Below are 21,905 nucleotides of genomic sequence, written 5' to 3' on the forward strand. Positions count from 1 at the left end.
CTTTCGTACTCATAATGGACAAGCACCCTCACGAATACTGTCGTCCCACATACCATATATATGTACCACTATTTCTAAAAAAGTGAGGAGATTAAATGAAACTTTATTTAGATCCAGGTCACGGCGGCACTGACCCAGGTGCACAGGGAAATGGTCTAAACGAAAAAGATATAACTCTAGATATTGCACTCAAAATACGCACTATCTTACTAAATAATTTTGAAAATATAGACGTAATGATGAGCCGGACAGGCGATATTACGAAGAGCTTAAGCCAGCGGACGAATGAAGCAAATGCCTGGAAAGCTGATTATTATTTGTCTATCCATATTAATGCCGACAGTGGCACTGCCTCAGGATATGAGGATTATATTCACAGCAGCTTATCAGACACTTCGGCAACAGCAAAATTTCGTGATATCATTCATGCCGAAGTCATTAAACTGAATCAACTGAAGGACCGCGGCAAGAAAAAGGCTAATTTCCACGTCCTTCGCGAATCTGCCATGCCGGCCATGCTATCCGAAAACGGCTTCATTGACAATCCCCAAGATGCAGCCCTCATGAAGCAGACATCCTGGCGTCAAAATGTCGCCCAAGGTCATGCCAACGGGATTGCCAAAGCGTTTAACCTAAAACCGAAATCCACTGCACCTGCACCATCCGGAACGATTTACAAAGTCATTGCCGGTTCTTTCAAGTTAAGAGAAAACGCGGACAAGCGCGTTGCCTCCTTGCATTCGGTCGGGATTGAATCATTTGTTGTTACCACTACGATATCAGGTGAAACACGATATCGAGTGCAGGCTGGCGCTTTTTCAAGCCGAACGAATGCGGAAGCCCGTCTGCAGGAAGTTAAAAACGCCGGTATTACAGATGCCTTCATTGAAGCCGAAACCCCTAGCACAAGCCCAACACCTGAAGCACCAACAGGCTATTCAATCCAAGGTCCGACTTATCTGTCACCAGAACACATGAATCTTTTTGTAAAAACGGTAAACCCGAATGCAATTGAGATTGGCAACTATTATCTAACCTTCGGCGAATACTATGGAATCAGAGGAGACCTCGCCTTCGCCCAGGCCTTGCACGAAACCGACTACTTTCGCTTTACCGGTGTCGTCCAGCCTGAACAAAACAACTATGCCGGAATTGGAGCAACAGGAGCGAGCAATCCAGGCGCAAGCTTTAAAACACCGGAAGAAGGAGTACTAGCCCATCTACAGCACCTATTCGCCTACGCTTCAACCGAACCATTGCCAAATCAGTATCCATTAGTCGATCCCCGCTTCAATCTTGTAACAAGAGGTTCTGCACCGACATGGACTTCTTTAAACGGTAAATGGGCAGTGCCGGGCACCACTTATGGACAATCCATTTTGGACCTTTATAAACGAATGATTAACTTTGCTAAACTTAATCTAGACACGGTCCTTAATGACATAAATAATTAGCCAGAAAAGGCCGGATTCACTATAAATTGAATCCGGCCTTTTTAAAAAATTATTTTACCCAAACACCACTGCAAATCTCAGCAAATCCCCTACTCCATTTCCCATAAAGTCTATAAGTATTCTACTATTAAACTCTCTTGAATTTATTCCCAATATTAAGCCAGTTTTTTATCAATTCGTTGACCGATGAAGGGTTTCGCAGATAAATGGAGGTCTTCCGCAGATAAATGGTGCAGTTTCGCAGATAAATCCTAATTTTTCGCAGATAAAATAGATATTTTCGCAGACAACGAGGAACGGTTCATAAATAGGAAGCAGCAAATTCATAAATTCATATCAAAATCAAACGAAATGGCAAAATTCGGCCTCAAAAATCAATTTTGAGCTCTAAAATGGACTGATTCACACGAAAATGGCCACCAAAAGTGAATTTCCAACATTCGATATGCCAGCCTATACCCGCTATGGTAGAGGTACCCGGGAATACATGGAAAAGCGCGCTTTCTGAAAGGATTTACCCTTGGAAAGCTTCGAACAATTAGTCGAGCAATACGAACCGATGATTCACAAAATTTTCAACTCACTCCATCTATACAAAAACAAAGATGAATTTTACCAGCAGGCGCTTATCGCCCTTTGGGAGGCGAGCCGGCGCTATAATCCCGAAAAAGGCACTTTTACAAACTACGCCTACTCGTATATTCGCGGCCACCTTTTGATGGAATTAAAGAAAATCCATCGGCACAGCGAAAGGAATCTATATCCTAAGGAAGAATTCTGGACTGCCGTTGAAGATCAAAATCCTGTATGCCCATTAGAGCTGGAAACTCTATTCACTTATTGCTCCACCCTGACACCTAACCAACGAAAATGGGTCCTCTATTCCGTCTTATATGGCTTTTCGACTAAGGAGATTGCCGAAATGGAAAAAGTATCAGTCTCCGCTATCAAACTATGGCGCGCAGGCGCAAAAGAAAAGATCAAGGATTTGGTTCTTTCCTAGATTACAAGTTTACATTCCGACCGGTATTGGAAGGTTGTCGAAAACATTTATTTCTATTTGACATGCTTCTCCAATTTTCCTAGCATCAGTTTGCTATTTTAAGTAATAGATAGCCATCAACTTGACCATACTGATGAAGGAATTCTTTCAGGTAGGAGTGGTTTTCATGGAAGAGCGGGAGAACTTTTTCATAGGCTTAATTTGGGGAACGGCTTTAAGCATCCCGTTATGGCTGGCCTTTTTCGGATGGATAAAAATATTCTTCCATTATTTATAGATTCGTTTCTCCGATGAATCAGTTGGTTTTACCGATAAAAAATGCTAAAATTTTCGGAGATAATGGAAAAAGGAGGATCGACTTGAAGTCCTTCACTGCGAATCTTTTAAATGGTACTTTTAAAAAAACGACCGAAGCATTTCATCTGTCAAACTACGAACAGTTATTTGATAGAATGAAGCTCATTTCCTATATGTTAATCTTCACCTATCCATGTTTTTTTATCGTCGACTTTTTTCTTTTAAAAAACCTCGACAAACCTATGTTTAAATTTGTACTTGGAGCTGTGCACATTTTCGGGCTCCTGATTTCATTAATTTTTCTCATGATGTACCGTAACAAAAAGTCACCTAAGAGTTTCATAGTGAATAGCTATATCCTCCTCTATTTATGGATTGGGGCCGTTTCCTCAATCAATAGCCAGCTATTCACCGGCAACATTTATGCTTATATCATTATTTTGCTTGGGGTCGCGTCCATCTTCCCGATTCGGCCAAGAACTTTATTTTTTCACTATTTATCTGTCCATGTTTTTTTCCTAATCGGCTTGTACCAAATAGAGCCCCACCACTATTCGTACCTTTCGATGCTCATCAACTCAACCGGGACTGCCGTGATTTCGTTCACGATTGCACTAGCCTTCTATTCGTTTCGCAAAAATGATTTTATAAACAAGCAAAAGCTCAGCCGGAATGAGGAGAGTTTTCGGCAATTATTTCATTTAAATCCTAACCCGTTAATTTTGAAAAAACTCATCAGCGATGAGATCGTCCTCATGAATAAGCAAGCCATCGAATACTATCACCTTAATGGGATCGATTTGGATGCTGGTTTCCTATTTAGCCATTCGGAGGAAAGTCAGGCAATCATTAAAAGGCTGTTAGTGGAAAAGAGTATAAAAAATCACCTGACTGAGCAACAAATAACTGAGGACCTAAGGAAATGGTCACTGCTAAATTTCGAATTAGTGGATTACCTCGATGAAACCTGCGTTCTGATCCATACAACCGATATTACCGATATGAAAAAGAAGGAAGCAGAGCTGATGAAACTTGCTTCGATTGATATGCTGACAGGTGTGATGAATCGCCGAAGCGGGTTGGAGCTTCTTCGCGGTAAGCTCGCTGAAGGCAAAGACGAATTTATCATTTGCTATATTGATATTAACAATTTGAAGATCGTCAATGACCGTTACGGTCATTCTACAGGAGACCACCTTATTCAAACCTGCTGTAAAATGATTCAACGACATCTTGATTCCCAAGATATCCTCTTCCGGCTTGGCGGGGACGAATTCATTGTTATTTTTTCAAAAAAGAGGGTAGAGGACGTCAGGCTGACTTGGGACAACATTCAGAGGGCCTTCCAGGATAGTATCGATTCAAGCCATAAGCCATACCAAATCTCAGCAAGCTACGGCCTTTTCCCATACATGCCAGGAACTCAGGTAACACTCGAGGAAATAATAGAATTGGCGGACAAGGAAATGTATAAAAACAAAGCGCTCTATAAAGCAGAATGTCCTAGCCTAGTAAACGTTTAATGGCGTTATGATGAAGGGATGGATAGAAGTAGGATTGTTAAAGATTAAAGGCGGCTTTAGTTAGCCGCCTTTGCCTTGTTAGTAACTGGAGAAGCAACCGTGACACCGGTGGTTTCTTCGAAGTTAAATAAACTTGTTGGGATGTCCGTGAAGCGTTCCAATTCGTTGTAAGCTGGGATACCGTGGTAGGACATATCGAGTCCCTCTTCCTCTTCCCGTTCTGTTGCCCGGAAACCGACCGTTTTTTCACAAACCTTGGCCATAAAAGTTCCGCCTAAGAGACCCCAAACAATTACCACAACAGCACCTAAGAGCTGCACCAGTAAAAGAGAAAAGTGACCTGTTGTCAACAACCCTGCTGACCGATCAAACAACCCAACCGCAATCGTTCCAAACACGCCGCTGAATCCATGAACAGCTACTGCCCCGACAGGATCATCTACCTTTAAATAATCAACGAACAGCGTAGAGTAGATGACCAATGACCCGCTAATCGCTCCAATGACAACCGCGCTCCATTCTGAAACAAAAGCACACCCAGCCGTTATCGCAACTAAACCTGCTAACACGCCATTAATCGTCATACTCGGATCAGCTTTGCCAAACTTCTTCATAGTTAAAAATAACGCCGTTGCTCCCCCACTTGCTCCCGCTAACATCGTGTTAATCGCAATGGGAGCAAGAGCTGAACTGGAAGCATCTAATGTGCTGCCAGCATTAAAAGCAAACCAGCCGAACCACAGAATAAACGCGCCAGCTGATGCTAATGGAATGTTACTTGGGGCGAAGACGTTGACGCTGCCGTCAGAGTTGAACCTTCCCTTCCTTGGTCCTAATAGTTTTGCCATGGCGAAAGCCGCAAAGCCACCGACTGCATGAATCGCGGCCGAACCCGCAAAATCCTTCATCCCTAACTTTGCTAACCAGCCATCACTATTCCAAATCCAATGACCAGATAACGGGTAGACAACAATACAAATAAGGGCTGCTGTAACGACATAGGCTTTAAAATTCATTCGCTCTGCCAATGCGCCCGAAACAATCGAAATACAAGCAACCGCAAATCCCATTTGAAAAAGCACAAATGCCATACTTGGCAACTCGATCGAAAGGGCAATTTTCTCAGGACTTCCTATTAAGCTAGTTCCAATAAACCCAAAGGCATCCCTGCCAAACATCACGCCAAAGCCAATCAACCAAAACGCTAAAGCGCCAATGGTTAAGTCGACAAAAATCTTCATCGTCACATTGACGGCATTTTTCGTGCGGACAAACCCAGCCTCGAGTAAACTAAAACCGCCTTCCATAAACAACACCATCGCAGCGGCTAGGACAACCCAAATGGTATTTATATACATAAGTTCCATTACAATCCACCCTCTCGATTCGCTAAATCATCGATGTCATAGTCGATGGTTCCCGTCCGAATGTTATACGCCTCTAAAATCGGATAAACGTATATTTTACCGTCTCCATCTTCACCCGTCTGGGCTGCCTGCATAACAGTCCGGATTGTGGACTCCACTAAATAATCCGAAAGAACGATCTCCAGCTTTACTTTGGGATGCAGCGTCACCTGATAATTTTTCCCACGGTACACACCTTGCGTATCCTTTTGCTTCCCGCGGCCAACCACTTGAGATACGGTGAAACCGGTAATTCCGATCTTTTTTAAACCTTTAATGGTATCCGTGAGCCTCTCTGGTCTAATAATTGCCTCTATTTTTTTCATGGAAACACCCCCATGTTACATTTCCTAACATCAATATGTTAAAATATATACCACATCCTACTCTGGAGTCAATGGAATTTTTCCACCAATTTATTAATTCCGAATATTCATTAAATTTTAAATAAAAAAAGAACCCCCAATGGGATTCAATTGTAAAAAACAACCTTACCCCATACATGAATGTAGGGGCTTGCGGTTGTTTATTTTGGTCATGGACAGGTGAAAAAAACAGGTATGATAATAGGAGACGAAAGCCTCCTATTTCATTTTCATTCCATCCAATGGTCTATGGTTCAGTACGTTGAAAATAGGTTTCTGAATATCTATATAGCAATTCATTGATAAAGGATCGGGAGTCTTCTGGAATATTGAAATGGACACCATACTGATAGAGTCCTTGAGAGACCTCCTCCCTCCAAATAATGTTGCCAGGGAGATGAATTTTGTCCTTCAGTATCTCCTTTAGGGAAAAGGAAATTTCTTGATTATCCTCTAAGTACAAATTAGATAAAAACCTTAATCCCCCAGGGCCGATATTTTCAATAAATACTACAGTATTCTCCTCTTCTAGTTCTGTTTCTTTGACATCAAAGAACGCCATTTCTGAATCGAACGGGTATTTTACCCTAATGTGATAATCCATTTGATTAGGATGGACCAATTCCTCTTTAGAGGAGTTTGCTTTTAACAATTTTAATACCAAGTTCATTCCCTCCTTACCTAACATTCTGGAAAACTCATAATTTTTACTTTCAGTATATTAATAACGGCAAGTTTTGGGTGTTCGTTGAGTCTTTTGGCCTAACTTTTTCAACAAAAATGGGCTCACCCATGAATGGTGAGCCTTGTGTCTTTATGTCAGATCCTTTTCTAAGACCTTCTTCAACTTTTTTAACGTTTGCGAATGAATCTGCGAGATCCTCGATTTATGAAGACCTAAGATTCTACCTACTTCGCTCATACTCAAATTCTCGTAATAGATGAGGGAAAGGATAAGTTTTTCCTTCTCTGGCAATTGATCAATTAAGGAAGCCAATCGGTGGCTTCGCTCTTTGATTTCTACCATCTCCGATTGCTCTACAAGCGAATCGTCGGAAATTAAATCGATTTTTAATTGATTCTCTTCCCCTTGTTCAATCGGTTCGTTTAACGATTCTTGTTTTTCAAAGGAAGCATGAGTGATAATTTCCTTGCATTCTTTTTCGCTTATCCGCAAATAATCACTTACTTCTCTCAAGGTAGGCTTCCTAAACAGCTTTTGCTCTAAAAATTCAAACGCACGCTTGACTTCTTTTTCTTTCTTTCGCAACGTGCGAGGAAGAGGATCGTTGCGGCGGAGACCATCATAGATTTCACCACGTATTCTTTGGGTGGCATACGTTTCAAATCTTACATTCTCTCGTTTATCATACTTTCGGAAAGCATCTAATAACCCCACCATCCCAAAAGACATGAGCTCGTCCTCTTCCACATGATGAGGCAAACTTCTTTTCGTATTCTTCACTATTTTATGAACTAATGGCAAGTACTGATGAAACAACTCTTCTTCCAGCTGCTGGCTCATATCCGTTCCGCCTCCTTTCTCCCGAAAAAGCTATGATTTTCCAAACCGGGAAATCTTCTGAATAAACCCTTTGATTCCCGTAAATTGAGCACTCTTATGATTCACATTCAAATAAATATTAACGATATCTCGTATCCATTTTGCGGCTTGCGATTTAGGATATTTCAGGGAGAAAGGGGCCTGCTCCATAACCGACTGAAACACGATGGAATCATTTGGGATAAAACCGAGAATCTCAATTTCCTTTTTTAAAAATTGCTTGGTAACCGTCCTGACACGATTCGCTATCGCGATTCCTTCTTTTGAATTTTCTACACGATTCACAACCAATTTGAAATGAAGATTCGGTACTTGATGATGTAAAATTTTTATCACAGAGTAGGCATCTGTGATGGCGGTTGGTTCAGGGGTAGTGACAAGAATGATTTCATCTGCGGCCAAGTGGCAGCGCTGCGATTCCTTGGAAAGACCTGCACCGGTATCAATCAAAACAACATCGGCATACCCATGCAATTTTTCAAGCTCTTTAAATAAATAGTTTGTATCATCATCACTCAAATGGAGTATTTCACTAAAGCCGTTCCCCCCTGAAAGCAGCTCTAATCCATTCGGGCCTTTTTCTATCACGTCCCAGATGCTTTTTTTCTGGTTGACCATATCGATTAGATTGAATTTGACCGTCATCCCTAATAAAACATCAAGATTGGCCATGCCGATATCCAAATCAATTAAGACCACTTTTTGTCCGGATTCAATCAGGCCTAATGCAAAGTTTAAAGCAAAATTGGATTTTCCGACTCCACCTTTTCCACTGGTAATCGATACAACTTTTGTCGTTTTTTCGTTGTTGTTATCCAGCAAGCGCTGATACAACTCTCTCAGTTTTTGCGCCTGATCCTGAATCATCTTCATCTACTCCCAATATCTTTTTAGCCATGTATTCCGGTTCTGCAAGCATAATGTCCTCGGGAACTCCTTGTCCCAAACTCAGAAACGATAAAGGGTATGGATAGTGATACACGAGATTGAGTGCAGCCCCGTAACAGGTGCTTTCATCCCATTTGGTGAGTATCACCCGGTCAATCTGGACCGATTTCATTCTTTCAACGATTTGCTTCATATCCTTCCACCTGGACGTCATACTAAGAACCAGGTGATTTTCCTGTTTCAAGGCTAGAGAGAGAAAACTATCAATTTCCTCAATATATTGCTCTTCAAGGTAATTCCTTCCCGCACTATCCATGAAAATGATTTGGCAGTTTTTTAAGTTACTTAGCGATCGTGGAAGCTGATCAGGGCTCTCCACCACTTCAATAGGTATATTTAAAATATTTGCATAGGTCTTCAACTGTTCAATGGCGGCGATCCGAAACGTATCAGCGGTTAAAAACCCCACTTTTTTCCGCTGAAATAACACATGCCTTGAAGCCAGCTTAGCAATGGTAGTCGTCTTGCCAACTCCTGTGGGACCAATGAGTGTAATCATCGCCGCATCGGTCTCAACTCCCTCCACTGCATTGCCGTCCTGGAACAACTTGATTAACGTGTCCAAAACAATGGCTTCCACTTCCTGTTCAGTCCTTTCTTCTAAAGAAGAATACACAGCCAAGATCTTCTTCATCATAAAGTGAATGACTTCTCCATCCACCTCTTGGTCCTCTAACCGTGTCACCCATTTCTTCAATACTGAAGGGATAGGATCCTGGGACGGTTGTTGATGGTTGATGAAAGATCCTAAAAGCTGCTCCATCTTATTTAAGCGTTGCAGGACCTCAGAATCCTGATCTTCCTTCTTGCCTTCCATTGGCGGAGCATCTGGCTCTGCAGCCCTTTGTTCATCCATTTCAGAAGCCGCAATGACCTCAAGCTGTTTCCTGGTAAACAGTCCAAAAATACCGCCCGTTTTTATTTCTTTCGTGTTCAGGATAACGGCATTATCCCCTAAATCCTGCCGAATTCGCTGCACGGCTTGTGGCAAGGAATCAACGATATATCTTTTAATTTTCATGCAGTAGCCACCCCAACTTGTTGAAAATGAACGACCCCGATATTTTGAACTTCTACATCTGATTCCAATTCATTAAAGGAGATTACCGGAATATCTCCATTGATTCGTTCTACAATTTGTTTCAAGTACATGCGAATGGCTGGAGAAGTCAGAATGACCGGCTGTATCCCCAACCTCACAACCTGCTGAATCGTTTCATTTAAAGAAAGAACCAATTGCTGAATGGTTTGTGGATCTAAGGTCAGGTACATCCCTTGTTCTGTTTCTTGAAGGTTCTCGCTAATGATTTTTTCCACATTTGCATTTACTGTAATGACTTGAATCATTTTATTGACGGTCAATTGCTTCGTAATTTGCCGCGATAAACTTTGTCTGGCATACTCGGTCAAATAATCCGGATTTTTCGTAAATACAGCCCAATCAGCAAGGGTTTCGAGGATAACGGGCAAATTCCGGATCGAAATTTTCTCTTTAAGCAACTTCTGTAAAACCTTTTGAATCTGACCCATCGATAACAATTGCGGGACCAGTTCTTCGACGATGGAGGGAGAAACCTCCTTCGCTTTTTCAATTAGCTGCTTTGTTTCCTCCCTGCCTAGAATCTCGTGGGCATATCGTTTGATTGTCTCCGCCAGATGGGTGGTGATAACGGAGGAGGCATCGACGACGGTATAGCCAAAAATTTCAGCCTTGCGTTTCATCTCCTCGCTAATCCACAACGCCGGCAGTCCAAAGGTTGGTTCGACCGTTTCGATTCCAACAATGCCATGGTCGTCCTCTTCAGGTGCAAGCATTAGAAAATGATTGAGAAAAATTTCCCCGCTTGCAATCTCATTACCTTTTAATTTGATGACATACATATTAGGCTCTAAATTAACATTATCGCGTATTCTGATAATCGGAATCACGAGCCCCAATTCTAAGGCAATTTGTTTTCTGATAGCAATGACGCGGTCTAAGATGTCACCGCCCTGAGATGCATCTGCCAAAGGAATCAGCCCCAAGCCAAACTCAAATTCCAGTGAATCAACTTGCAGCAGATTCAGCACATTTTCCGGACTGTGATCCTCCTCAACCGGCCGTTCCAGTTCCTCTTCCAATTCCTCGGCTTCCTTTTCTTTTGCTTTTTGCATACGATAGGCTCCAAAAACCAATAAACCAGCGATGCTCCACGTCAACAGAATGCCAATCGGGGTGACCAAACCGAATAAAGCAATACATCCCGCTACAACATAGATCAACTTCGGATAAGCAAAGAGTTGGCGTGTCAGGTCGTCCCCTAGACTCCCATCAGATGCTGCCCTTGTGACAATAATGCCGGTTGCAGTCGAAATTAGCAGTGCGGGGATTTGACTAACAAGACCATCACCAACGGAAAGCAGTGTGAACGTGCTAGCCGCCTGGGCTAAATCCATCCCCATCATCGTCATCCCAATGACGAAGCCGCCGATGACATTGATGAACAAGATAATAATCCCGGCGATCGCATCCCCTTTCACGAATTTACTGGCACCGTCCATTGCCCCGTAAAAATCTGCTTCCTGACTGATTTTCTCCCTTCTTGTTCGGGCATCCTTTTCACTGATGAGGCCGGCGTTCAAATCGGCATCAATACTCATTTGCTTGCCTGGCATCGCATCTAATGTAAAGCGCGCTGCCACTTCTGCTACTCGTTCCGAACCCTTGGTAATAACTAAAAACTGAATAATGATCAGAATTAAAAAGATGATAAAACCAATGACGGGATTCCCGCCGATGACAAATTCCCCAAAGGTGGCGACCACATGGCCAGCATTCCCATGAGACAGGATGGAACGGGTCGTTGATACGTTCAACGCCAGCCGGAACAGTGTCGTTAACAGCAATAAAGACGGAAAAATCGAGAAATCCAAAGGTTCCTTCGTATTCATACCGACCAATAAAATCGTGATGGACAACGAGATATTAATGATCAGCAAAATATCTAATAGGATTGTAGGCAATGGAATGACCATCATGACCACGATGAGTAAAACAGCAAGTAAAACGGAAATTTCCTTAAACTTCATTTTTCCACCATATTTCCTAAAGACTTAAAACTTTCCTTTTAACCGGTAGACATAGGCAAGGATTTCTGCGACCGCCTTGAATAATTCCTCCGGTATTTCCTGCCCGATTTCGACATTGGCATATAAAGCCCGGGCCAATGGCTTGTTTTCTGTAATAATGACCCCATTTTCTTTAGCAGTTTCTTTAATCTTTTGCGCCATATAGTCAACCCCCTTAGCGAGGACAACAGGTGCTTTTGAATCGTTGGCATCATAAGCGATGGCAATCGCATAATGGGTTGGGTTGGTGATGATGACATCCGCCTTCGGTACGTCGGCCATCATCCTATTTAGTGACATGGCCCGCTGCATCTCCTTGATTTTCCCTTTAATTAACGGATCGCCTTCACTCTTTTTGTGCTCGTCTTTTATTTCCTGGAGCGACATTCTCATTTTCTTTTCATTGTCATACTTTTGATAGATAAAATCGGCCACTCCGATGACGACATACATGACAGAAGTCGACAGACCCAGTTTAACTATGACAGAAAAGAGATACTCGACGATTTGTTCTATCCTCATTTGTGAAAAATGAAGAAAAGTCCCTATTTCTTTTTTTAATAAAACATAAGAAATCGCCGCTATAAGAGTCATCTTCAAGATGTTTTTCAGCAAATCGACAATCGATCGCATCGATAAAATTCGTTTGGCTCCGTCGACTGGGTTTAATTTATTTAAATTAAATTTCAGGTTTTCTGTTGTAAATAAAAAGCCCACCTGAAGGTAATTCGAACACAATCCGACAACAAACGAGACTACTAGAATAGGTAAGACTATTTTTAATGCGATATAGGATAAATCTATGAATAGCTTCTCAGTACTTGAAGCTGTGAGATCAACAAATAGATAATTTGAAAAAATGGCTCTAAATAATTCAAGGAGCGATGAACCAAGGTATTTGCCATAATAGAGAAGGAATAGGAAAAAAGAGAGCAGCAGCAAGGAAGCCGACACCTCGGCACTTTTGGCAACCTGGCCTTTTTTTCGAGCTTCCTTCCGTTTTTGCGGCGTTGCTTTCTCTGTTTTTTCCTCAGCGAAAAATTGTAAATCCAATTGAAGAAAAAATTGGCTTTTTACCCTCATAAAGGCGCTCCCATGATCCGAATCATATTACTGATTGATTCGAACATCTGTGAAAATAACGTATGAAGTAATAGAAAAAAACCGGGCAGCGCTAAAAATAAAACAAAATAATAGATACCTATTTTAAGAGAAAAACCAACCACCATCAGATTAATTTGTGGTGAGGTTTTCCCAATAATGCCAAGCACTAAATCGACCAAAAAAAGCGTAAACACAAGCGGAGCTGCCAGTAAAAAGGCACACACAAATGAGCTTTTAAAGGTTTCTAACAAAATGGTCGAGATTCTTCCGTCCATTAAGGCCGGCACAAGCGCGTCCACATGAATCCATTGATAGCTTTCCAGCACGCCTTGGATAAGCAAATGATGACCATCCATCGAAAAGAGAAACAAAGTCGCTAATGCATTTTTAAATCTTCCCGTTAAATTGGCATTGGTTCCGGATTGGGGATCAAAAACAGCCCCCATCGAAAAGCCGCTTTGGATATCGATTAAGGCACCAGCTAATTGAAGTGCATAGAAAACGATTGATGCAATAAACCCTAAACCAAGACCGACAATGGCTTCCTTTACCATTAATAGAGGATAGCCAGCGGTGAAGGCATCGGTCTCATTATCACCAATCGAAATGGCAGCAAGCACCGCCAGAAAAAAAGAGAGTCCTATTTTAAAAGGTGCTGGGATTGTCCTGGTCATCAAAACAGGAACGGTAATAAAAAAACAAGAAATCCGAACGAAAATAAGCAAAAATAACGGCAATTCATTTAACCATTCCATCATGTTGCACTACCCGGTAAAATGAGACAGATTGCCAAAGATGTTTTGCGTAAAGTTTACTAATTGTCTTAACATCCACGGTCCAAAAATCAATAATCCGATAAACACCGCGATCATTTTAGGAACGAATACGAGCGTCTGCTCTTGGATTTGCGTAACTGCTTGGAAAATACTGATAATTAAACCGACTGCCAAAGCAATCAATAAAATTGGTGCAGCAACCAGACCAGTTATATAAACGCTTTGCTTCGATATTTCCATCACCATTTCAGGTGTCATGATTTGTACCTCTCTTATTTAAAAGCTGGTGAGCAGGGACTTGATAATTAAGTGCCAGCCATCTACTAAAATAAACAATAAAATTTTAAACGGTAACGAAATGAGCACAGGCGGCAGCATCATCATTCCCATCGCCATCAAAATGCTCGAGACAATCATATCAATAATTAAAAACGGCAAAAAAATCATAAATCCCATTTGAAAAGCAGTTTTTAGCTCACTGATTGAATAGGCTGGAACTAAAACGTGCAGTGGGATATCGTCGATTTGTTTTGGTTTCTTCTCTTTCGCATAGTCTAAAAATAAATTTAAATCTTTTTCCCGTGTATGCTTCGCCATAAATTCCTTGATTGGCTGACTAGCGGTTTTAAAGGCTTGCTCCTGTGAGATTTTTCCCTCCATAAAAGGCTGGTACGCCTGTTTATGGATATCAGAAAAAACAGGTCCCATAATAAACAAGGTAAGGAACAGCGACAACCCGATAATGACTTGGTTGGGTGGCATTTGCTGCGTGCCCAACGAAGTACGGACAAACGATAAAACAATCACAATTCTCGTAAACGAAGTCATCAGCAAAAGAATTGCCGGTGCAACGGAAAGAACCGTTAACAAAAGCATGATCTTAATCGATGTGGCCACACCTTCTGGCCCGGAGTTTTCCGTTACCCCAGGAATGGAAACATTAAAGGCCGCATAACTAACGTCATGAAAAATAAAAAAAAGAAAAGGTAGAATGATGAATACTTTTTTTACCAACTGTATCTCCGCCATTTTGTCTTAGTCTTTTAGCTTATTGATTGGAATACTTGATTGGTTTACACGCTGGATTTGCGAAAGAAAGGTTTGCTCCCAGTTCTCTGCCGGTTTCTTTTTAAAGGAAAAGAGTTTTGGCATTGGTTTTCTCTCTGTTTCCATCGCGAGGGATTGCAGGATGGAATCCTGTTCTTGCCCGGGTTCAACCGTACGAAGCAGACGGACGTCATTGCCGATTCCTAAAATATACAAAGTGCTGCCTACCATTAACAACTGAAGGGAACGATTGCCCCCTAAGGGATGGCCGCCGACTGAATAAAAAGGTCCTTGCGATTGAAGATTCTTGGACCGAGACTTAAGAAATCGCAAAAACAAGAGCAGCAGTATGATAATGGCGGCAAACGAAAAAATAAATTTGATGATCTGTGGTGCAAGAGAAAGATTTTCTTCAGATGTTTGCTTTGCCACGACTGCATCCGATTTTTGATCCTTTTTATAGGCATCGTAAACGGTGCCGTTTCCCTGGCCAAACACGATATGCTGACTTTGAAATGTGTTAACAAAGAAAACGATAACCAGGGCTAGAGTGATTTTTTTCCATAATTGAATGATTTTCAAAAACTCCACCTCTAATCGTGCATCGTTTCTTCCCGCTCCTGCTTGGAAACGATGTCTGTAATGCGAATGGCAAATTTCTCATCCACCACAACAACCTCTGCTTCTGCGACAGTCGAACCGTTGATGACCACATCTACATGTTCCCCTGCCAGCTTATCGACGGGAATGATCACGCCGGGTTTTATTTTCAAAATGTCCCTGACCTTCATACTCGTTTTTCCTAACTCGACAATGAGCTGCAGATTCACGTCTTCAATCGAGTTGATTTCCTTTCCTGAACCAGATGATTTGGCACCATCTGATAACGGGGCAAATTGTACAGTTTGGATTCTTTTAGTTTGCTTGCCATTCATGTCAAGTTCGCACTCTTTCTTATTTAATAAAGTCCACTGCTTGTATTTTGATGAAAGTAACGGACCACCGCCATCTCATCCAGCAAATTTTGTTCTTCCCGGTTAACCTTCTCGGTATATTCTTCAAAGGATTTTTCCCGCCACGTGCTCCACATCTTTTCTTCCTGGTTTTTGGTCAATAGCTGTGTTTTTTTTAGGTTAAATTCCCTTGTTATATCGAAGACCTTTGTCTTAGCCTTTTCAATTTGCTTGTTGAGAAATAAAAGATATTGCTCCCGCTCCTTCATGTCTGTAATTGTGATGGAGCCCTGCAGAAACCTTTGATAGTCCTTTTCGTAGCCGTCTTTTTTTCGAATCAAATCCAGCAATTGGTTTTCTGCTGATTCTTTTATTCGTTTAACAACATTCATTTCATTTAAAGCCGATTCCTTTTCTTTTTCCTTCATCGTCAATATTTTTTCAAAGCGGAATTGAAAACTCATGGTACCATCTCCCCAAATTGTTGAATCATGGTCTGTATGGAATCATCTAAATGGGATGCCTCATTAACCCCTTGCTTTAAGAAACTGTCAATCCAGCCTTTATACTTCAGCGATAAATCGATTTCTTCATTCGTTCCCTGTTTATAGGCACCAATCTTGATTAAATCCTCTGCTTCCTTATAAATCGCCATGTACTGCTTCATCACCTCTGCTGCATACTGATGCTCCTTCAAGGCAATATCCTTCATCACTCGGCTGACGCTGTTTAATATGTTAATAGAAGGAAAGTGTCCCTGCTGCGCCAGTTTCCGGTCTAAGACGATGTGCCCGTCAAGGATTCCTCTGGCCGTATCCGCAATCGGCTCATTCATATCATCACCGTCAACCAGGACCGTGTAAAAAGCTGTAATTTCTCCCTTCGGCCCTGTGCCTGCACGCTCTAACAGCTTGGGCAGCATGGCAAACACGGAAGGGGTATACCCTTTTGTGGTCGGCGGCTCGCCAATGGCCAGTCCGATTTCACGTTGCGCCATCGCGTAACGCGTTACAGAATCAATCATCAGATTCACACTTAAACCTTGATCACGAAAAAATTCAGCAATCGTAGTCGCAATAATTGCACCCTTGATTCTCACTAAAGCTGGCTGGTCGCTTGTAGCCACGACGACGACTGACCTTTCCAGCCCTTCCTTCCCCAGGTCTCTTTCGATAAAATCAAGAACCTCTCGTCCTCGTTCACCGATGAGACCAATGACATTGACATCGGCACTGGTGTTCCGCGCAATCATTCCCAGTAATGTACTTTTCCCTACACCACTACCAGCAAAAATGCCGACCCTTTGGCCTTTGCCAATCGTCAGCAGCCCATCAATCGAACGAACACCCACATTGAGCGGTTGGTGAATTCTCGGGCGTTTTAACGGGTTGGGTGGATTATTGTTCGTAATCACTTCAACTAACCCAGAAGGAAGCGGACTCTCATCCATCGGTTTGCCTAAACCATCCAAAACCTTCCCCAGTAATTCCATACCGACTTTGACGGTTAACGGTTTTCCGGTTGAAACCACCTCACAGCCAGGTCCGATCGATAAAATCTCTCCTAAGGGCATTAACAACACCCGGTTTCCTTTAAAGCCGACCACCTCTGCTTCTAATGGTGGTTCATTGGCAGATGGATAAATGTGGCACACATCCCCGAGCTTCACATCTGGTCCCTGTGACTCAATTGTTAAACCAATCACCTGCGTGACTTTCCCATTGAATTTGATTGGATTAATGGTCTCCAAAGTATGCAGGTATTTATCAAGTACTAGTGTCTTCTTCATAAGAATCATCCTGTAACGTTTTTAGCAGCGCTTGTTTGATTTCTTTCAGCTGCACATCAATCCGGGCATCAATGCTGCCATAAGAAGTCCGAATCACGCAGCCGCCTTTTTCAATCGAATGCTCCGGCAAAATCTTCACTTCAATTTGTCCCTCCAGCGCTTCCAACAGTTGATTTCGCTGATTTTGAACAAAGATGAAGTCGTCTGGGCTAACACAAATCGAAATCATCGAGCGTTCATTGGAATAGTACAGGCTTTGTTTAATCATATGGATCAGCACATCCGGATTCGTTTCTAATTCCTTCTGAATAATTTTTGCCGCCATTTGAATCGAGAGGTCGATGACAAATGGTTCAGCTTCCTTGATAATTTCCTTCTTTTCTTTATAGGCTTTTTCTAAAATCTCTCCTGCTAATTGAATTTTCGAGGTATAGTCGTCCTCAGCCTGACGCATTCCGGTGTCGTACCCATCCTGAAAGCCCTGCTGCTTGATTTCATCCAGCCTGGCCATAACCTTTTCTTGTTCCGAATGCTTCCACATTTCCAGCTCGGCAGCCGCTTTTTCTTTTTCTCTTTGAATTTGCTCGTTCGCTTGCTTCAGCAATTCCGAAGCCTGCTGCTCCGCGTTTTGCAGCATTTCCTCCGCGGTTAGCCCCTGCTCGATCGAACGGCTCGAATCAACATCTATTCTCTTTTTAAAAATAAGCATTTTGGCTTCGATGATGGGAGGAATGGTGGTGGATTTGAAGATTTTAGACGACAACGGCTTCTCCACTCCTTCTTTCAATCATGATTGCCCCTTCTTCTTCCAGCTTGCGGACAATTCTGACGATGCGGCCTTGTGCTTCTTCCGCTTCCTTCAGCCTTACCGGTTTATCATACTTTCCTTGTTCCTCAAGCATCTCGGCCCTTCTTTTCGAGATGTTTCGATAAACGGCCTCTTTTAGGTCCTCACTGGCAATTTTCAAGGCCAAATACAGATCCTCACTATCGACGTCACGGAGGATTCTTTGAATGGAATGGTTATCCAATAAAGCAATATCTTCAAAGATAAACATCTTTCCTTTAATTTCCTCTGCCAGATTTGGGCTCTCTGCCGATAACGATTCTAAAATATGTTTTTCTGTCCCGCGATCAACGCCGGTTAAAATATTGACAATATTATCGATACCATTGTTAACCGTATAATCCTGCGAAGAGGTTGTCGCCAGCTTTTCCTGGAGCACTTCTTCTACCTGCCGGACCACTTCCGGGGAGACGGTATCCATTAAGGCAATTTTTTTGGCAATCTCTGTCTGCTTTTCCGCTGGGAAGGAAGATAGGATGGCCGAAGCTTTCGTTGAATCTAAATAGGATAAAACAAGGGCAATTGTCTGCGAATTTTCATATTGCAGCAGATTCAAAATCTGCACCGGTTCTGCCCGATGGGCAAAATAAAAAGGTTTCTTTAGATTTTTTTCGGAAGAGCGGTGCAGCATTTCCTTTGCTTTCTCTTCACCAAAGGAGAGGGCTAATAAATCCTTGGCGAAATGTTCTCCCCCTTTGGAGACTACATTTCGTTCCGACGCCATTTTGTAAAATTCATTCAAGACATCTTCCTTCACCTTAGGGTCAATCCATTGAAGATTGGCAATTTCCTTCGTTAATAATTCCACTTCCTCTTCCCTAAGATGCTTATAAATCGTAGAAGAGCCTTCTTTTCCGAGCGAGACTAATAGAATCGCCACCTTTTGAAGTCCTGTTAGCCTGCGCATCTTATCCCTCCTTTTCTTCTTTTAACCAGTAGCGCAAAAGCTCCACGAATTCCTCTGTATTTTTACCTGCCAATTGGTTAATTTCTTTTTGGACCGTTTCCTTTTCCGCTATGTCTACTTCAAACTCATTGAGTTTTTTGGCCTCCAAAAACTCGGAAATCGGTTCAAGGTCTTGATCTTTTCTTCGACTGATTAATCGTACTGCGACAATCCCAGCGATGATTAGTGCTAAGGCAGCTGCTCCGATTAAAATATAATTCAGATACGATTCTTTTTCGGGATCTTTGGCTGGTGCAGCCTCCAAATTGGTTTTTTCGGAAAATTCTCTCGGGAAGACGGTAATTCGGTTGCTGATATCCGCATCGGTTTTCGTATTATCCGAATCAATGGCCGTACGGACGACATTGGCAATAATATTGCGGATGTTATCCTGGGTTTCTGGTGTCAGTGAGTTCCGATTTTTCGGATTTGGCGGTTCGACACCAACATTGATGGTTAAATCTTCGATGGTATAAGGACTTTGAATAATCTCTTTCGTAATCCGATTCACTTCATAATTGATTCTTTCTTCTGTTTCCTTGTAGTCATTGTTTCCGGAGGAATCGCTTGAGGCATAGGCTGGAACATCTCCCTCAGCTGTTCCTGCAGTTCCTCCTGCTGCCGGTGTTCCCTTTCCGGTGTATACTTTACTAATCTTTTCAACACTTACCGCGATGCCTTCATTTTTATCCTTGTCCGCAGGCTCCACTAAGCTTTGCTCTGTTTTCACCTTATCAAAATTCAGCTTCGCAAAGGTTTGGACGTACACCTTGTCCTGTCCAAGCATCGTCCCCAGCATCTGTTGAATGCTGCGCTGAATGTCGGCCTCTACCTTTTGCTTAATCGTTCGTTGTTTATCGTAGGAACCAACATCGTCCGTTTCACCTGCGTCCGCCAATGTCAATAACTGCCCTGATTGGTCGGTTATCACAATGTTTTCTTTTGGCAGATTCGGGATACTTCTGGAAGCTAAAAAGTAGAGTGCTTTAATTTGCCCCTGTTCAAGCTCCGTCCCGGGCTCCAAGTCCACAATAATGGAGGCACTAGCTTTATCTTCCTTTTCGGGTCTGATAAAGACGCTCTCCTTTGGCATGGTAATCATAACTTCAGCGCTTTTGACTCCGCTAATCTTTGTCATCAAATTTGCCAATTGCTTTTGAATCGTTTCCCGCTCAATGACATCCAATTCCTGCTCGGTCACCCCAAATTTTAAATCCTTCGTCTGATCTGAAAAGCTGATGGGACCGCTTTTAGGAAGACCTTCAGAAGCCAAATTCACAATGAGATCCGGCGCCGATTCCTTGGGAACAAGGATTTGCGTGCCATTGCTGGCGATTTTGTAATCGGTGAACCCTTGTTTTTCCATAGCGGCTTTGATGTCGCCGATTTCTTTTTGACTTAAACTATTGCTATAAAGGGGTACATAATTCGTTCTGAATAAAAAGAATAGGGCAAAACTGATAATAGCAATAAAGAAGATAAAACTGCCAAGATATAAGGTTTTGCTTTTTGGGCTAGTATTTTTCCAAAACTGCGATATTTTTTCCGTAAAGCCTACGATCTTTTGTTTCATAGGATCTCCTCATTAAACTTGCATTCTCATAATTTCCTGATAGGATTCAACCACTTTATCCCTTACCTGGGTGGTAAGTTGCAGTGCAATTTGTGCTTTTTGTGCTGCAATGGTGACATCATGAATATTTTTTATTTCACCGGTTGCGATTTTTTCGGACATTTTTTCTGCGTTGACAATCGTTTCGTTGGCGCTTTGCAATGCTTCCCCTAGAGCTGAAGAGAAGGAAGTTTTTGGGTGTGAAACAACATCAACATTACGGTTTGTTTGTAAAAACGAGGATGCGGATGGAATGAACTGTTCAATTTTCATCTTTTAAACTCCTTATTTACCAATATCTAAAGCTTTTAAAGACATGGTTTTTCCAACATTGAAGGCCGTTACATTTGCTTCATAGGCCCTGGAGGCACTCATAAGATCGACCATTTCTTTGGTGATATCGACGTTTGGCATCATGACGTACCCTTCTTTATTTGCATCTGGATTGGTCGGGTCGTAAACGGGCTGAAACGGGGTCTTATCCTCCACAATCCCAGTTACTTTGACACCATTTGCACTCATTTCATTGTTTAAATAGGAACTAAATGGCGCTGTTCCATTTGGTTCGACCTCAACCATCTTTCTTCGATAAGGGATCCATTCCCCATTCACCAATTTCCCTCTAGTTGTGGTGGCATTGGCGATATTGGAAGAAATAATATCCATTTTCAGACGTTCCGCTGTTAAGGCGGAAGAACTGATATTTAATGGCTGGAACATGGACATGGCTAATCACCTACCTTGACCTTATGGCTGTTTTTAATAGATTGAATTCTTCACCTATCTGATACGTTAACGTTTGGTACCAAATGGAGTTTTTGGTTAAGTCAGTCATTTCCTGATCGACGTCAACTCCATTCCCACTATTTTGCATCATCACTGGTTGCTCGGTAACATAAGCTTGAGTGAGTGAACCCCCAATTGGGATATGCTTGGAACTTGTCCGTTTCCCGATAAAATTGGAGTTTGTAAGTTCCCCCTTTAACATTTCCTCAAAAACTACTTTTTGTGGCTTGTAATTAGGAGTACTAACATTTGCTAGATTGTTTGAAATGGTATTGTGTCTTAACACAGAAGCATCTAAAGCTTTTTGAAGGATTGAAATGTTTTGAAGCATAAGTAACCTCCTAAAGATATCGGAAAATATTCCTAATCCGTTTAAA

24 protein-coding genes are annotated in these 21,905 nt (G+C 42.1%); 3 read left to right on the forward strand and 21 right to left on the reverse strand.

Features of this window, described 5'->3' with window-relative positions; genetic code table 11:
* The first annotated feature begins 95 nt into the window (after positions 1–95).
* The 3 genes from ABES02_RS00215 (at position 96) to ABES02_RS00225 (ending at position 4,277) form a co-directional block, all read left to right on the forward strand.
* Positions 96–1,454: an N-acetylmuramoyl-L-alanine amidase gene (locus ABES02_RS00215; RefSeq protein ID WP_430129185.1), complete on the forward strand. Its 1,359-nt coding sequence runs from the start codon at positions 96–98 to the stop codon at positions 1,452–1,454.
* Between the two features lie 520 nt (positions 1,455–1,974).
* Complete coding sequence (locus tag ABES02_RS00220; protein ID WP_430129188.1) at positions 1,975–2,457, forward strand: sigma-70 family RNA polymerase sigma factor; 483 nt, start codon at positions 1,975–1,977, stop codon at positions 2,455–2,457.
* A 641-nt stretch (positions 2,458–3,098) separates the two neighbouring features.
* Complete coding sequence (locus tag ABES02_RS00225) at positions 3,099–4,277, forward strand: diguanylate cyclase domain-containing protein (protein WP_430129191.1); 1,179 nt, start codon at positions 3,099–3,101, stop codon at positions 4,275–4,277.
* 56 nt (positions 4,278–4,333) lie between these two features.
* Here ABES02_RS00225 and ABES02_RS00230 read toward each other — a convergent pair whose 3' ends face one another.
* From ABES02_RS00230 to flgB, 21 genes are all read right to left on the reverse strand, one after another.
* Positions 4,334–5,644: an ammonium transporter gene (locus tag ABES02_RS00230; RefSeq protein ID WP_430129194.1), complete on the reverse strand. Its 1,311-nt coding sequence runs from the start codon at positions 5,642–5,644 to the stop codon at positions 4,334–4,336.
* The gene (locus ABES02_RS00235) at positions 5,644–6,009 is read right to left on the reverse strand and encodes a P-II family nitrogen regulator (protein ID WP_430129196.1); all 366 of its coding nucleotides are present in this window, start codon (positions 6,007–6,009) and stop codon (positions 5,644–5,646) included. The genes ABES02_RS00230 and ABES02_RS00235 overlap by 1 nt, the downstream gene beginning before the upstream one ends.
* Before the next feature lie 286 nt (positions 6,010–6,295).
* Positions 6,296–6,712, reverse strand: a complete 417-nt coding sequence (locus tag ABES02_RS00240; RefSeq protein WP_430129199.1) for a hypothetical protein — start codon at positions 6,710–6,712, stop codon at positions 6,296–6,298.
* A gap of 150 nt (positions 6,713–6,862) precedes the next feature.
* Positions 6,863–7,573 (reverse strand): sigma-70 family RNA polymerase sigma factor, encoded by a 711-nt coding sequence (locus ABES02_RS00245; RefSeq protein WP_430129202.1) that lies wholly within the window; start codon positions 7,571–7,573, stop codon positions 6,863–6,865.
* 30 nt (positions 7,574–7,603) lie between these two features.
* Positions 7,604–8,479 (reverse strand): MinD/ParA family protein, encoded by an 876-nt coding sequence (locus ABES02_RS00250; RefSeq protein WP_430129205.1) that lies wholly within the window; start codon positions 8,477–8,479, stop codon positions 7,604–7,606.
* Positions 8,424–9,581: a flagellar biosynthesis protein FlhF gene (gene flhF, locus ABES02_RS00255; protein WP_430129208.1), complete on the reverse strand. Its 1,158-nt coding sequence runs from the start codon at positions 9,579–9,581 to the stop codon at positions 8,424–8,426. The genes ABES02_RS00250 and flhF overlap by 56 nt, the downstream gene beginning before the upstream one ends.
* Positions 9,578–11,629, reverse strand: a complete 2,052-nt coding sequence (gene flhA, locus ABES02_RS00260; RefSeq protein WP_430129211.1) for a flagellar biosynthesis protein FlhA — start codon at positions 11,627–11,629, stop codon at positions 9,578–9,580. The genes flhF and flhA overlap by 4 nt, the downstream gene beginning before the upstream one ends.
* A 24-nt stretch (positions 11,630–11,653) precedes the next feature.
* Complete coding sequence (flhB, locus tag ABES02_RS00265) at positions 11,654–12,751, reverse strand: flagellar biosynthesis protein FlhB (RefSeq protein WP_430129214.1); 1,098 nt, start codon at positions 12,749–12,751, stop codon at positions 11,654–11,656.
* A complete protein-coding gene (fliR, locus tag ABES02_RS00270; protein ID WP_430129216.1) occupies positions 12,748–13,530 on the reverse strand; it encodes a flagellar biosynthetic protein FliR in 783 nt (260 codons plus the stop codon). Before fliR ends, flhB begins: the two co-directional genes overlap by 4 nt.
* 6 nt (positions 13,531–13,536) lie before the next feature.
* The gene (gene fliQ, locus ABES02_RS00275; protein ID WP_430129219.1) at positions 13,537–13,806 is read right to left on the reverse strand and encodes a flagellar biosynthesis protein FliQ; all 270 of its coding nucleotides are present in this window, start codon (positions 13,804–13,806) and stop codon (positions 13,537–13,539) included.
* A gap of 18 nt (positions 13,807–13,824) precedes the next feature.
* Complete coding sequence (gene fliP, locus ABES02_RS00280) at positions 13,825–14,562, reverse strand: flagellar type III secretion system pore protein FliP (protein WP_430129222.1); 738 nt, start codon at positions 14,560–14,562, stop codon at positions 13,825–13,827.
* 21 nt (positions 14,563–14,583) lie between these two features.
* On the reverse strand, positions 14,584–15,177 hold the full coding sequence (locus tag ABES02_RS00285) for a flagellar biosynthetic protein FliO (protein WP_430129225.1): 594 nt from the start codon (positions 15,175–15,177) through the stop codon (positions 14,584–14,586).
* A gap of 11 nt (positions 15,178–15,188) precedes the next feature.
* Entirely contained in the window at positions 15,189–15,530 is a 342-nt protein-coding gene (fliN, locus tag ABES02_RS00290; protein ID WP_430129228.1) for a flagellar motor switch protein FliN, read from the reverse strand.
* A gap of 23 nt (positions 15,531–15,553) precedes the next feature.
* Complete coding sequence (gene fliJ / locus ABES02_RS00295) at positions 15,554–16,012, reverse strand: flagellar export protein FliJ (protein ID WP_430129231.1); 459 nt, start codon at positions 16,010–16,012, stop codon at positions 15,554–15,556.
* Complete coding sequence (gene fliI, locus ABES02_RS00300) at positions 16,009–17,346, reverse strand: flagellar protein export ATPase FliI (RefSeq protein ID WP_430129234.1); 1,338 nt, start codon at positions 17,344–17,346, stop codon at positions 16,009–16,011. Before fliI ends, fliJ begins: the two co-directional genes overlap by 4 nt.
* Positions 17,315–18,124, reverse strand: a complete 810-nt coding sequence (locus ABES02_RS00305; protein WP_430129237.1) for a FliH/SctL family protein — start codon at positions 18,122–18,124, stop codon at positions 17,315–17,317. Before ABES02_RS00305 ends, fliI begins: the two co-directional genes overlap by 32 nt.
* Positions 18,090–19,091, reverse strand: coding sequence for a flagellar motor switch protein FliG (gene fliG, locus ABES02_RS00310; protein ID WP_430129240.1), 1,002 nt, complete (start codon positions 19,089–19,091; stop codon positions 18,090–18,092). Before fliG ends, ABES02_RS00305 begins: the two co-directional genes overlap by 35 nt.
* Position 19,092: 1 nt before the next feature.
* On the reverse strand, positions 19,093–20,703 hold the full coding sequence (fliF, locus tag ABES02_RS00315; protein WP_430129243.1) for a flagellar basal-body MS-ring/collar protein FliF: 1,611 nt from the start codon (positions 20,701–20,703) through the stop codon (positions 19,093–19,095).
* Positions 20,704–20,715: 12 nt separating this feature from the next.
* Entirely contained in the window at positions 20,716–21,015 is a 300-nt protein-coding gene (gene fliE / locus ABES02_RS00320) for a flagellar hook-basal body complex protein FliE (RefSeq protein ID WP_430129245.1), read from the reverse strand.
* 12 nt (positions 21,016–21,027) lie between these two features.
* On the reverse strand, positions 21,028–21,462 hold the full coding sequence (gene flgC / locus ABES02_RS00325) for a flagellar basal body rod protein FlgC (protein ID WP_430129703.1): 435 nt from the start codon (positions 21,460–21,462) through the stop codon (positions 21,028–21,030).
* 16 nt (positions 21,463–21,478) lie between these two features.
* On the reverse strand, positions 21,479–21,859 hold the full coding sequence (flgB, locus tag ABES02_RS00330) for a flagellar basal body rod protein FlgB (RefSeq protein WP_430129248.1): 381 nt from the start codon (positions 21,857–21,859) through the stop codon (positions 21,479–21,481).
* Positions 21,860–21,905: the final 46 nt, after the last annotated feature.

This window comes from Neobacillus pocheonensis (assembly GCF_050477905.1).
Taxonomy (GTDB): domain Bacteria; phylum Bacillota; class Bacilli; order Bacillales; family Cytobacillaceae; genus Neobacillus; species Neobacillus pocheonensis_A.

Excerpts from the sequence above, each read along its gene's own strand:
- fliG (WP_430129240.1), bottom strand. The coding sequence starts at position 19,091 with ATGCGCAGGCTAACAGGACTTCAAAAGGTGGCGATTCTATTAGTCTCG.
- fliF (WP_430129243.1), bottom strand. The coding sequence starts at position 20,703 with ATGAAACAAAAGATCGTAGGCTTTACGGAAAAAATATCGCAGTTTTGG.
- flgB (WP_430129248.1), bottom strand. The coding sequence starts at position 21,859 with ATGCTTCAAAACATTTCAATCCTTCAAAAAGCTTTAGATGCTTCTGTG.
- flgC (WP_430129703.1), bottom strand. The coding sequence starts at position 21,462 with ATGTTCCAGCCATTAAATATCAGTTCTTCCGCCTTAACAGCGGAACGT.
- fliN (WP_430129228.1), bottom strand. The coding sequence starts at position 15,530 with ATGAATGGCAAGCAAACTAAAAGAATCCAAACTGTACAATTTGCCCCG.
- ABES02_RS00235 (WP_430129196.1), bottom strand. The coding sequence starts at position 6,009 with ATGAAAAAAATAGAGGCAATTATTAGACCAGAGAGGCTCACGGATACC.
- fliR (WP_430129216.1), bottom strand. The coding sequence starts at position 13,530 with ATGATGGAATGGTTAAATGAATTGCCGTTATTTTTGCTTATTTTCGTT.
- ABES02_RS00230 (WP_430129194.1), bottom strand. The coding sequence starts at position 5,644 with ATGGAACTTATGTATATAAATACCATTTGGGTTGTCCTAGCCGCTGCG.
- fliJ (WP_430129231.1), bottom strand. The coding sequence starts at position 16,012 with ATGAGTTTTCAATTCCGCTTTGAAAAAATATTGACGATGAAGGAAAAA.
- fliI (WP_430129234.1), bottom strand. The coding sequence starts at position 17,346 with ATGATTCTTATGAAGAAGACACTAGTACTTGATAAATACCTGCATACT.
- ABES02_RS00250 (WP_430129205.1), bottom strand. The coding sequence starts at position 8,479 with ATGATTCAGGATCAGGCGCAAAAACTGAGAGAGTTGTATCAGCGCTTG.
- ABES02_RS00215 (WP_430129185.1), top strand. The coding sequence starts at position 96 with ATGAAACTTTATTTAGATCCAGGTCACGGCGGCACTGACCCAGGTGCA.
- flhA (WP_430129211.1), bottom strand. The coding sequence starts at position 11,629 with ATGAAGTTTAAGGAAATTTCCGTTTTACTTGCTGTTTTACTCATCGTG.
- ABES02_RS00245 (WP_430129202.1), bottom strand. The coding sequence starts at position 7,573 with ATGAGCCAGCAGCTGGAAGAAGAGTTGTTTCATCAGTACTTGCCATTA.
- flhF (WP_430129208.1), bottom strand. The coding sequence starts at position 9,581 with ATGAAAATTAAAAGATATATCGTTGATTCCTTGCCACAAGCCGTGCAG.
- fliQ (WP_430129219.1), bottom strand. The coding sequence starts at position 13,806 with ATGACACCTGAAATGGTGATGGAAATATCGAAGCAAAGCGTTTATATA.
- fliE (WP_430129245.1), bottom strand. The coding sequence starts at position 21,015 with ATGAAAATTGAACAGTTCATTCCATCCGCATCCTCGTTTTTACAAACA.
- flhB (WP_430129214.1), bottom strand. The coding sequence starts at position 12,751 with ATGAGGGTAAAAAGCCAATTTTTTCTTCAATTGGATTTACAATTTTTC.